Source organism: Streptomyces sp. NPDC005374, from assembly GCF_042872225.1.
Taxonomy (GTDB): Bacteria; Actinomycetota; Actinomycetes; order Streptomycetales; family Streptomycetaceae; genus Streptomyces.
The window spans coordinates 307,671-319,223 of record NZ_JBIAKA010000004.1; the positions used below are offsets into that span (position 1 = coordinate 307,671).

Here is an 11,553-nt window from a genome sequence, read left to right on the forward strand (position 1 = left end):
TGGCTTTCGGGTCGCGCGGAATTCACTTCATGGCCATCGGTGGTGGCACAACCAACCGTATTCACCCCCCGTCTAAACCGTCGCAGCAACAACGCACGGGGTGAAAACCCCGGACGGGGGCCCGAATTGACCACCAGTGACCAGGGCGTGCGACCGACCGTCCCGCCCGGACCGAAGACCGCGGACGACGTCGTCGGCGACCGCTCGCACGTACCCGCACCGGAGCCGGCGGCCGATCAGCCGCCCGGGCCCGGACGGGCCGCCCTGCTCGCGGCGGCGCTCACCGTCGTCGTGCTCTGCGCGGCCGACGCCGTCGCCCGCAGCTACCCCTTCGGCCCGCGCACCCGGAACGTCAACGACCTGGGCAACCAGTACGTCCCGTTCCACGCGCACCTGTGGGACCTGCTGCACGGACAGGGCTCCGGCGGGCTCCTCGTCAACTGGCAGTCGGGATTCGGCACCAGCTTCCTGCCCGACCTCGGCACCTACCTCACCAGCCCGTTCGCCCTGCTCGTGGCGGTGTTCCCGAGGGGCGAGATCGTTCTCGCGGTGTACGTGATCACCGTGCTGAAGATCGCGTGCGCCGGTGCCGCCATGGCCTGGCTGCTGCTGAGGCTGCGCCCCGGGCGCTGGTGGGCGGCAGGCCTGCTCGGCGCGTCCTACGCCCTGTGCGGATGGACGGTGGCGACCGCCTCGTACAACCTCATGTGGCTCGACGGCCTGATCGCCCTGCCGCTGCTGTGCCTGGTCGGCGAGTGGATCCTGAGCGGTCGGCGCCCCCTCGCCGGGGTGCTGGTCGTGACGGCCGTCTGGGTCGCCAACTTCTACACGGCGTACATGGCGACCCTCGCCGCCGTCCTCGTGTTCCTGCTGCGGCTGTGGCTCGCCGGCCTCCCGCGCCGCCGTGGGCTTACCGCGGTGGGCCGGGCCGTCCTGACCTTCGCACTCGGCATGGGTCTGGCCGCACCCGTGGTGATGGTCGTCTACTTCGGCAGCGCGCACGCCTCCGAGGGCAGATTCACGCAGTTCGCCCCGGTGGGCACGCAGGACCTGCTGGCCCGGCTGCTGCCGACGACGTACAGCTTCGGCTCCCCGGCGCTCTTCGTCGGCACCACGGCACTGCTGCTCGCCCTGGCGCTGCCCTTCCACCGGGCGGCTCCCCGCAGGGTGCGTGCCGGCTGGACGCTGCTGGTCGTCGTGGTGACCCTGTCGATGCAGTGGGGCCCGACCCATCTGCTGTGGCACGCCTTCGCCGAACCGCAGGGCAGTTCGTACCGCCAGACCTTCGTGGTGTGCGCCCTGCTGGTGGTCGCGGCCTGGCACACGCTCTCCTACGGCCCCCTCGACCGGCGGGCCCTGGGCGCGGCCGCCGCGCTGCTCGCCCTGATCGCGGTCGTCGCGAGCGGCAGCCAACTGGTCCGTCCCTTCGCCTGGCCGGTGTTCCTGACGGCCGCCGCGGGTGCGCTGCTCGGGCTGGTCCTGCTCGGCCGTGAACGTCCCGTGCTGCGCATGGCCCCGGCCGCGCTCGCCGCCGTACTCCTCGTCGGGGCACAGCTCGGGGAGGCCACCGCCACCGACGCCGTGGCCACCCGGATGCGGTTCGGGCACATGGACGACTACGCGCCCTGGGGCGACCGGCAGCAGCAACAGGCCGACGCTGTCGCGAAGGCCGACGGCTGGCCCCGCTACCGCACCGACCCGGGCCGCGAACAGACCGTCGGCAACGACCCGTTGGAGGTCGGCGGAGAGGGCGCCCAGTACTACAGCAGCCACACCTCCGCCGTGCTCAGCAGCACGCTCACCGCCCTCGGCGGCGGCTGGACCTCGGGGGGACGCAGCCTGCAGAGCCTGGACAACGCCGTGACGGACGCGATCTTCTCCGTCGGCGCCCGGGTGCACTCCCCGCCCGACCCGCACCAGAACTGGTGGCCCCAGGACGGCAGCGGGGTGACCGTGACGAGGGAGGTGGTCCCGCCCCTCGTGACGGTACGGCCGTCCGCCGCCGGCCCCGCGTTCGGGCCCTCGCCCTACCGGAACCAGGAGCTCCTGCTGGGCTCCCGCGTCTACACCGTGCCCCGCCTCACGATCCGCAACAGCGCCGGGAGGCAGCCGGACCGCAGCACCGACCAGCGGCAGGGTGTGCGCGTCGGCGCAAAGGCGACGATCACCGCGCAGTGCCCGACGGGGAGCGAGGTCTACCTCTGGGCACCGCACTTCTCGGGCACCGCACGGCTCACGGGCACCTCCGCCCATGGCCTGACCGGACGGTTCAGGGCCGACTGGCGGCCCCTCACCAAGATCGCCGCCATGGCGCGGCTCGGCACCGTCCCGGCCTCGGGGCGCCTCACGATCGAGCTGTCCGCGAACCGGCTGGGCGTCGTGCCGGACCAGGCGGTCGGCTGCCTGGACACCGGGCGGCTGCACACCGCCGTACGACAGCTCACGGCCACCGGAGCCACCGAGGTGACCGTCTCCGGCTCCGGCGGCACGATCCGGGCCGAGCTCCCGGCGGGCAGCCGAGGGGTCGCGGTCGTGGCGGCGCCCAGGATCGCGGGCTGGCGCTGTGCCGCAGGTGGCGGTTCTGCCGTACGCGCGGGGGAGTACCACGGGCTGATCGCCGTGCCGCTGGCCAAGGGGGCGAGCAGCGTCACCTGCACGTTCCACCCGCCTGGTCTGCGGTTGGGGACGGCCGTCGGGGCCGGCTCGCTCGTTTCTCTGGTCGCGCTCGGCGTCCTCGGCGCCGTCCGTCGACGCCGGGAGACGGGACGGTCGAAGGTGACGTAGCCCTCGGTTGTTCCGGGCCGCCCGGTCTCAGGACGGGGCGAGGACGCAGAACTCGTGACCCTCGGGATCGGCCATGCAGGTCCAGGGGACGTCTCCCTGGCCGACGTCGAGGTCGGTGGCGCCGAGGGCCCGCAGCCGGGACACCTCCGCCGCCTTGTCGTCGCCGGGGTACGGCAGCAGGTCGAGATGGACGCGGTCCGGCCCCGTTTTCTCGCCGGGCGTGCGGAGGAACTCGAGATACGGCCCGCCGCCCTTGGCGGAACGCAGCACTGCCTGGTCGTCGTTCACCTCGTGCAGGGTCCAGTCCGTCGCCTCGCCCCAGAACCGGGCCATGGCCCGCGGATCCGCGCAGTCGACCACCACCGCGGCGACCGGCCCGGTGTCCCGGTAGACCTCCCGGGGCTCCAGCACACAGAACTCGTTGACCTCGGGGTCGGCGAGGACCGTCCACGGGACATCGCCCTGGCCCACCTGGGCGGGCGTCGCGCCGAGAGCCTTCAGACGCGCGACCAGTTCCCTCTGGTGGGCCGGGGAGGTGGTGGCGAGGTCGAGGTGCACACGGTTCTTCGGCGTCGTCCTGCGTTCCGGGACGGGGACGACGTCGATGCCGAGGGCGACCGGGTCCGGCCAGACGAGACCGTCGCCGGGGCCGACGTAGGTGGTCACACCGGGGCTGTGAGCGGTCCAGCCGAGCGCCTCCGCCCAGAACCGGCCGACCGCCGGGGCGTCGAGAGCCTTGATGTTCACCATCACCGGTCGCAGGGCCATGGCGGAGATCCTAGGGGTGGTGGACAGAGGGGAGTCACGGCGTCGCAGCGCGGAAGAGGGCGAGCAGTGCCTGCGCCGGTGGAGTGTCCGCGTCGAAGAACTGGGTGGCGAGCGCGGGCGGGACGGCTGTTCCGTGCATGCGGATCTCGTGGCAGCTGAAGCAGAACGCCGCCTCGAAGAGAGCGAGATCGAGGGAGCCGTCGTAGGCGCGGATGCTCCAGCCCGGGGAGAAGCCGCAGCGGTGTTGTGCACCTCCGGGCAGGGACCCGATCAGGGTCAGGGCGTCGACCGCTTCGTCCTCGGCCCAGTGGGCGACCGTCCTCCCGGGGTACGGGGCGCCCCGCTCGACGGGGAGGGCGGAGATCCGTACGACCTCGATCAGCGAGGTGGCGGCCACGGCTTCGGCTGGGATCTGCATGAGGACAGTCTCCCGCCGCGGAAGGTCACGCCGGTCGAGAGTGGCTGGACGAGTCAGCGCCGGGGCGTGCCGAGGGTCTGGGCGGCCGTCGCGAAGCGGTGCTCCGCCGGCTTCAGCACTTCGTGGAGGTGGCCGAAGTAGTCCGTTTCCGCCGTTCCTGTGAGGACCGCCAACAGGAAGTCCGAGCACCCCATGTCGTGGTCCTCCCACAAGGGGCCGCGTCCCTCGTTGTAGAGCACGGTCCAGTCATCGGGCTGCCGGCCGGCCCCCGCCAGCCAGTAGAGGAAGGCCCCCGTGCCCTCCTCGAACGCCCACGGCAGGACCCGACCGTCCGCCTCCAGCAAACCGGCAGGCTTTGCCTCGAACTCCCACAGCTCGGCCAGGATCTCGTCCCGTTCCGTCGTCTGCGCGAGCAGGTCGCAGTCGCTGTGGGCGGAGCCGGGGACGAGCAGCCAGATCGTGTCGTCGAAGACGCCGTCGCCGTATGTCTCGACGAGCTGCTTGTAATCGGCGGGCAGAGCCGTACCCAGGGCGCGCTCGGCCCGGGCCCAGTCCACCGCGGGCGGCGGTTCGGCGGGCGGGGGGCAGAGACGGACCAGGGCATCGAGGGCGATCACGGAACGGACGCTACTGGAACCGCGGCAGGCGCTGTGGGCGGGGCGACGACGGACAGGCGAGACCCACTTCGTATCGGCCCGGTTCTCCGCTCGCCAGGATGAAGACCCCGGGGCGCTTGAGCACGCGGTCTGAAAGGGGGCGTCGCCGGGCCGCCCTCGACCTCGCGGGCCTTGCGCGCCGGCGCCTCGACCAGCCCCTCGCTGAACTCGCCGATCGCGACGGCAACCGACCGCCACGGCCATGCGGCGCTCGCCTGCCGAGCCGTAGGTGTCCGCGGGCGGCTGCCGCGTGGTCGGCCCAGCGCACCCCTGGAGAAGGGGAGGCCCGACCTCGTGAGGTAATTGACAGGGTACGAACGTACCTTTTAACGTACCCACATCCAGGCAACGCCGCCGCGGCTCGACGAGGAGCACCGATGCAGCACCTATACGAGATAGACGTCCGGGTTCCGATGCGTGACGGCGTGGCTCTCGCCGCCAACGTGTGGCGTCCGGCCGAGGGGACGGCCCCGACGCTGCTCGTGCGCCTGCCGTACGGCAAGGACAGGTTGGGCACCGCCTCTGAGATCCTGCCGAACTTGCTGACCTTGCTGGAGGCCGGCTACGCGCTGGTCATGCAGGACTGCCGCGGCACGAACCGCTCGGAGGGCGAGTTCGTGCCCCACATGGCCGACCGGGCCGACGGCGAGGACACCGTCGCCTGGATCGCCGAGCAGCCGTGGTCGGACGGCACGGTGGGCATGTACGGGGCGTCCTACCTCGGCATGGTCCAGTGGGAGACCGCCGTGACCGGCGCCCCCGCCCTCAAGGCGATCGCGCCGAGCCTCACCTCGATCGACAACTACGAGGCGCCCTGGTACGGCCCGGGCGGTGCGCTCTCACTGAGCCTGGTCACGCTGTGGAACGCCATGATGTACGCGGCCGACGCGCAGCGGTCCCTGGCCCTCGGCAAGGACACCTTGTCCCAGCTGCAACAGCTCGGTCAGGCGGCCCTGTTCCCCGAGCCTCTCAACGAGGTGCTGCCAACGGCAGAGGTTCCGGTCCTGGCGGCGTACGGGAGGTGGTGGGACGACTGGATGGCCCACCCCTCCCACGACGGGTACTGGGACGCCATGGAGCTCACGCCCGAGCTCAAGAACGTCACCGTCCCGGCGCTGAACATCGGCGGCTGGTACGACCTCTACATCGGGCAGACCCTGCGCACCTACGTCACCGCCCGCCAGAAGGCCGGCACCGAGGAGGCGCGCGAGGGGCAGCGGCTGGTCATCGGTCCGTGGGACCACATCTCCACGGGTGGCGCCTATCCCGACCGGTCCTTCGGCCCGCTGGCCGGTGCCCAGATGATGGGCCTGACGGACCTGTATGTGAAGTTCTTCGACCGCTGGCTGCGTGGTGACACCACCGCGCTGGACGGCGTGGCGCCGGTGAAGATCTTCGTGATGGGCATCGACCAGTGGCGCGACGAGCGGGAGTGGCCGCTGCCCGACACGCAGTGGACCGACTTCCACCTCACGAGCACCGGTCACGCCAACACCGCTGACGGCGCCGGCGTGTTGACGACCGAGGCGCCGTCCGACGCCGGGCACGAGACCTACCTCTACGACCCTCGCCGCCCGGTTCCCTCGGCGGGCGGGGCGTCGATGCCGACGACGCCGGGGTTCTGCGGCCCGGTCGACCAGCGGACGGTCGCCGCCCGCGAGGACGTCCTGTGCTTCGCGACGCCCGTACTGGAGGAGGCCGTGGAGGTCACCGGCCCGGTCAGCCTGACCCTGTACGTCTCCTCGTCGGCGGTGGACACCGACTTCACCGCCAAGCTCGTCGACGTCTTCCCCGACGGCAGGGCGATCAACCTGTGCGACGGGATCCTGCGCACCCGCTACCGGCGCGGCCTCGCCACGGAAGAGCTCATGGAGCCCGGCACCGTCTACGAGATCACCGTCGACATGACGGGCACCTCCAACGTGTTCCTGCCCGGTCACCGCATCCGCGTGGACGTCTCCAGCAGCAACTTCCCCCGCTACGACCGCAACACCAACACCGGCGGCGTCATCGCCCACGAGAGCGAGGAGCAGATGATCCCCGCGATCAACCACATCCACCACGGGCCGAACCACCCCAGCCGTCTGATCCTGCCGGTCATCGACCGCAAGGACCAGTCGTGAGCGCCCCCGACCGGGTCTCCGAACTGACCGCCGCCTTCGCGGCCTCTTCCCTCGACGTGGCCGGGCTGCTGTGCGACCGGCACCCCGCAGACCGCACGGCGTTCACCGTGGTCGACAACGACGGCAAGGCTGCCACGCTGTCGTACGGCGCGCTCGCCGCGGACTCGCACCGCTGCGCGCGGGCGCTGCAGGGGCTTGGGGTCGGTCCGGGTGACCGGGTGGCGACCCTGATGGGCAAGGGGACCGACCTGGTCACCGTCATCCTGGCGATCTGGCGGCTCGGCGCGGTCTACGTCCCGCTGTTCACGGCGTTCGCACCCCAGGCCATCGCCCTGCGCCTGGAAGGCGCGGACGCGCACGTCGTGATCGTCGACCCCGACCAGCGCCACAAACTCGACCCCGGCCCCGACCTGCCGGACGACCCCGGACGCCGCATCATCGTCACCGGACCGGCCGCGTCCAGCGGTGACATGGTGCTGGCCGACCTCGTCGCCGCCGCGTCACCCGAGCCGGTGCCCGCCGTCACCACATCCGGAGACGGGCCATTGGTGCACATGTTCACCTCCGGCACCACCGGCAAGCCCAAGGGGGTCATCCACCCCGTCTCCTACATCGCGGGATGGCAGATCTACCTGGAGTACGGTCTCGGCGTCACCCCGGACAGCAGCTACTGGTGCGCAGCCGACCCCGGCTGGGCCTACGGCCTGTACGCGGCCATCGTCGCCCCGCTGGCCGCCGGCATCCCCAGCCTGCTGCTGACCGGCGGATTCTCCGCCGAGACGACCTGGCGCACCCTCCTCGACCACCAGGTCACCGACTTCACCGCCGCCCCCACCGTGTACCGGGGACTGCGCTCCTCGTCGGTGCCGGTGCCCGAGGGCCTGCGGCTGGAGCGGGCGTCCAGCGCGGGGGAGCCCCTGACGCCCGAGGTCAACGAGTGGGCGGGTACCGCGCTCGGCCTGGCCGTGCACGACCATTTCGGCCAGACCGAGGTCGGGATGCCCCTGGCCAACCACCACCACCCCGAACTCGCCCGTCCGCTCAAGACGGGATCGATGGGCCGGCCGGTGCCCGGCTGGAACCTGACCGTGCTGGCCGACGAGAAGGACGAGGTCGCCGGGGCGGGTGTGCTCGGCCGGGTCGCGATCGACGTCACCGGAAGCCCGCTCATGACGTTCCGCGACTACCAGATCCCCGGGCAGAGCGGCTCCAAGTTCACCCCCGACGGCCGCTACTACCTCACCGGCGACGCCGGGCGCGTCGATACCGACGGCGACTTCTTCTTCTCCTCCCGCGACGACGACGTCATCATCATGGCCGGTTACCGGATCGGACCGTTCGAGATCGAGAGCGTGCTGGCCCAGCATCCCGCGGTCGCCGAGTGCAGCGTGATCGGCGCACCCGACGAGGTCCGCGGCGAGGTCATCGAGGCGTACGTCGTCCTGCGCGACGGCGTCGACGGTTCACCGGAACTGGCCGCCGAGCTCCAGCAGTTGGTCAAGACCCGCTACGCCGCCCACGCCTACCCGCGCTCCATCCACTTCATCGACGCCCTGCCCAAGACACCCAGCGGCAAGACCCAGCGCTACCTGCTGCGCAGACGCCGACGCGCCGAACTCGCCGAACTCGCCGAACGAGAGGCACAGTGACCGACTCGGACCCCCTCATCGTCGAGCAACGCGGCCCCGTCCGCCGGCTGTTGCTCAACCGCCCGGAGCGGCGCAACGCCCTCGACATCACCCTCGTCGAAGCTCTGGACAAGCAGATCACCAGTGCCGAGGCCGACCCCGGGACCGCGGTCGTCGCGGTGGCGGGCAAGGGACCGAGCTTCTGCGCCGGCGGTGACTTCCACCAGTTCCTGGAACTGGACGACCGGGGCGAGAACCCGGTCGGCTTCCTCACCGACGTGTCGGCCTGCTTCAGCCGTATCGCGGCCAGCCCCAAGCCCTGGGTCGCCGTGCTGCACGGTCACGCCGTCGCCGGGGGCCTCGAACTCGCCCTGGCCTGCGATGTCGTCGTAGCGGCCGACACCACGCTGATCGGCGACGGTCACGTCAAGAGGCGTCTGGTGCCGGCCGGCGGGTCGAGCGTCCGGCTGCCCGAAGCGGTCGGGCGGGGCCTGTCGCGCTGGCTCCTGCTCACCGGCGAACTGCTGCCCGCGACCGCGTTCGCCCACACCGGCTGGATCCGCGCGATCGTGCCCGAGGACGACCTCGACGCCACCGCCACCCGCATCTGCCACCAACTGGCCGACCGCCACAGCCCCGCCCAGGAACACCTAAAGACGCTGCTGCACCGGATCGACGGAACGGCGCCCGAGCAGGCCCTGCGCGAGGAACTGGCCACCTTCGCCGACAACTGGACGGCCAGCTCAGTGGCCGACGCCCTGCGGACCTTCCTCACTCCCCCCACCACGAAAGCAGACAGCAAGTGAATCGCTACCAGGGGCGCGTCGTCGCCATCACCGGTGCCGCACAGGGCCTCGGCCTCGCCATGGCGACCCGGTTCGCCGCCGAGGGCGCCACGGTCGCGCTCGCCGACGTCAACGAACAAGCCCTCGCCGACGCCGCCGCAACCATCAGCAGCGCCCGCACCGACGTGGTGGACGTGACCGACTCGGCCCAGGTCAACGCCTGGACCGACGGCATCACGACCGAACTCGGCCGCCTCGACGTGCTGGTCAACAACGCCGGCATCATCCGCGACAACCGCGTCGAGGACATCACCGACGACGACTGGCACGCCGTCATCGACGTCAGCCTCACCGGCGGCTTCCACTGCGCCCGCGCCGCCTTCGCTCCCATGAAACGCCAGGGCTACGGCCGTATCGTCAGCTTCTCCTCCATGTCCTGGCGCGGGAACTTCGGCCAGACCAACTACGTGGCCGCCAAAGCCGGCATCGTCGGCATGACCCGCACCCTCGCCCTCGAGGGCGCCCGCCACGGGATCACCGCCAACGCCATCGCACCCGGCCTCATCGAAACCCCCATGCTCGCCTCCATGAACGGCCCCGCACGCGACAAACTCACCCACAAGATCCCGATGCGCCACACCGGCAAACCCGAGGACATCGCCGAAGCCGCGGCCTTCCTCGCCAGCGAGGCCGCCGGCTACATCACCGGCGTCGTCCTCGACGTGGACGGCGGCATCTCCATCGGATCCTCGATCCGGTAGAGCGCCACTTCGACGGTCAGACGGTGACCGTGGGCTCGCCGTCCGGAACTGCCACAGCCCGGGTACGTTGAGCGGTACCCTGGTACCCATTCGTAAGGATCGGCCTTCCGGTCAGGGCGACGACCCGCCGGTTCCGGCGAACACGCCCATGGGAGACTGCTGCGGTGACCGCCCCCACCGACTCGCGTGACCGACGCCCCCGCCGGACTCCCCGCAAGCGGGTCGTCGACACCCGTCGGCGGGACGAACTGCTGCGCCAGGCCGAGGCGATCATCCTGGCCGAAGGCTTCACCGCGGTCACCATGGACGAGCTCGCGCAGCGGCTGGAGTGCTCCAAGGCGACGCTGTACAGCCTGGCCTCCACCAAGGAACAGCTGGTACTGGCCGTCACCCGCACCTTCTTCCGGGACGCGACCGCCGAGATCGAGCAGGCCGTCCAGGCCGAGCCCGACCCCAGGCAGCGCATCCGGGTCTACCTCACCGGCGTCGGCACGGCCATGCGCCGCCACTCCCACGCCTTCTACGACGACATGGTCGGTTACGAGCCGACCGCACAGATCTACCGCAAGAACTCCGCCGCCGCCGCGCACCGGGTCCACGGACTGATCGAGGAGGGTGTGCGGGCAGGCGTTTTCCGCGCGCTCAACGGGCAGTTCGCCGCCCAGGTCGTCGCGGTGACCATCGACGCGGTCCAGTCGGGCGCCCTCCTGGAGAGCACCGGCCTGACCGCGGGCGACGCCTTCTCCGAACTCGGGGACCTCCTGCTGGACGGGCTCAGCTCGGGGCAGGGCGCAGCCGAATGAAGTCGTCCCCTTGTGTGGGTCGGTAGGTAGGCCCTGACCCACGCCGGCGGCAGCAGCCGCACCGCACCGCGCCGCGATGAGACTGCGGTCGTGGAGGAGGAGACGGTCGAATGTCGCATGCCACCTCGGGAATGTCGCCCGAGGCACACCCCACGGACACGCGGGCTGTTTCTCCGGCCCGCCCCGTGCGCCGATGCGGTACCGGGGCGAAGATCAGCAGTCGCGCTCGCGGAGCGGACTGACCTGCAAGGGCCACCTGCCGGCCGACGGCCGCGTGGGAAGCAGGGGTGGAAGGGCTCGGTGTTCGGCGACACCGGCCTGGTGCGACGGCGGCGTTCCACATCCCTGGCGGTCAGCCGCGTGCCGTGGGATCGTCCGCAGGTGACCGACGCTGCTGGTGGGGCAAGGACCTTGAGACGGCCGGACGACCGCGCTGCCTCCGCTCTGCGCTTCGCGACGGAACTCGTCGCGTGGGTGGCCACCCCCTGGGCCCTGGCCGGCCACTCATGGCTGCTTGCCGCCCTGTCCGTGCTGGTCCTGATCGGTCTTCCCACGGTGTTCTCCACCCCGGGGGACAAGGCCAACGTGATCATCGCGGTGCCGGGCTGGGCCACGATCCTGCTGGTGCTGCTCCAGCTCGCCGCGGCCGTGGTCTCCTCGTGGCTGGCCTGGCCCGCCTGGGCGGCGGCCCCCGTGACCCTGCTGGTCGCCGCCACCCTCGTCACGGAGCGTCGCCGCTGGCGGTGGCTGGTCTCCGCCAACCGACTCGCCCACTGAAGCGCTGACCCGCCAAACGGAGCGCTCAGTCACAACAGCCTTGCGCACGC

10 protein-coding genes are annotated in these 11,553 nt (G+C 71.4%); 7 read left to right on the forward strand and 3 right to left on the reverse strand.

All coding sequences use genetic code 11. From position 1 onward, the window contains the following. Positions 1-147 precede the first annotated feature (147 nt). The gene (locus ACFYRX_RS12610; RefSeq protein ID WP_389099093.1) at positions 148-2,784 is read left to right on the forward strand and encodes a YfhO family protein; all 2,637 of its coding nucleotides are present in this window, start codon (positions 148-150) and stop codon (positions 2,782-2,784) included. A gap of 27 nt (positions 2,785-2,811) precedes the next feature. Here ACFYRX_RS12610 and ACFYRX_RS12615 read toward each other — a convergent pair whose 3' ends face one another. The 3 genes from ACFYRX_RS12615 to ACFYRX_RS12625 are packed head-to-tail and all read right to left on the reverse strand — an operon-like array spanning position 2,812 to position 4,587. Continuing rightward, positions 2,812-3,552, reverse strand: a complete 741-nt coding sequence (locus tag ACFYRX_RS12615) for a VOC family protein (protein WP_389098719.1) — start codon at positions 3,550-3,552, stop codon at positions 2,812-2,814. 34 nt (positions 3,553-3,586) lie between these two features. Then, the gene (locus tag ACFYRX_RS12620; RefSeq protein WP_389098721.1) at positions 3,587-3,970 is read right to left on the reverse strand and encodes a hypothetical protein; all 384 of its coding nucleotides are present in this window, start codon (positions 3,968-3,970) and stop codon (positions 3,587-3,589) included. A gap of 53 nt (positions 3,971-4,023) precedes the next feature. Beyond that, positions 4,024-4,587: a hypothetical protein gene (locus tag ACFYRX_RS12625; RefSeq protein ID WP_389098722.1), complete on the reverse strand. Its 564-nt coding sequence runs from the start codon at positions 4,585-4,587 to the stop codon at positions 4,024-4,026. Between the two features lie 416 nt (positions 4,588-5,003). On the opposite strand from ACFYRX_RS12625, the gene ACFYRX_RS12630 reads away from it, so the two are divergent. From ACFYRX_RS12630 to ACFYRX_RS12655, 6 genes are all read left to right on the forward strand, one after another. Beyond that, positions 5,004-6,749: a CocE/NonD family hydrolase gene (locus tag ACFYRX_RS12630; protein ID WP_389098724.1), complete on the forward strand. Its 1,746-nt coding sequence runs from the start codon at positions 5,004-5,006 to the stop codon at positions 6,747-6,749. Then, the gene (locus ACFYRX_RS12635) at positions 6,746-8,398 is read left to right on the forward strand and encodes an AMP-binding protein (protein ID WP_389098726.1); all 1,653 of its coding nucleotides are present in this window, start codon (positions 6,746-6,748) and stop codon (positions 8,396-8,398) included. The genes ACFYRX_RS12630 and ACFYRX_RS12635 overlap by 4 nt, the downstream gene beginning before the upstream one ends. Continuing rightward, entirely contained in the window at positions 8,395-9,183 is a 789-nt protein-coding gene (locus ACFYRX_RS12640; RefSeq protein WP_389098728.1) for an enoyl-CoA hydratase/isomerase family protein, read from the forward strand. Before ACFYRX_RS12635 ends, ACFYRX_RS12640 begins: the two co-directional genes overlap by 4 nt. Next, positions 9,180-9,923, forward strand: coding sequence for an SDR family oxidoreductase (locus tag ACFYRX_RS12645; protein ID WP_389098730.1), 744 nt, complete (start codon positions 9,180-9,182; stop codon positions 9,921-9,923). Before ACFYRX_RS12640 ends, ACFYRX_RS12645 begins: the two co-directional genes overlap by 4 nt. A gap of 164 nt (positions 9,924-10,087) precedes the next feature. Continuing rightward, complete coding sequence (locus ACFYRX_RS12650; protein ID WP_389098732.1) at positions 10,088-10,726, forward strand: TetR/AcrR family transcriptional regulator; 639 nt, start codon at positions 10,088-10,090, stop codon at positions 10,724-10,726. A gap of 411 nt (positions 10,727-11,137) precedes the next feature. After that, positions 11,138-11,503: a hypothetical protein gene (locus ACFYRX_RS12655; RefSeq protein ID WP_389098734.1), complete on the forward strand. Its 366-nt coding sequence runs from the start codon at positions 11,138-11,140 to the stop codon at positions 11,501-11,503. The last annotated feature ends 50 nt before the right edge of the window (positions 11,504-11,553 follow it).

Excerpts from the sequence above, each read along its gene's own strand:
- ACFYRX_RS12620 (WP_389098721.1), bottom strand. The coding sequence starts at position 3,970 with ATGCAGATCCCAGCCGAAGCCGTGGCCGCCACCTCGCTGATCGAGGTC.
- ACFYRX_RS12630 (WP_389098724.1), top strand. The coding sequence starts at position 5,004 with ATGCAGCACCTATACGAGATAGACGTCCGGGTTCCGATGCGTGACGGC.
- ACFYRX_RS12615 (WP_389098719.1), bottom strand. The coding sequence starts at position 3,552 with ATGGCCCTGCGACCGGTGATGGTGAACATCAAGGCTCTCGACGCCCCG.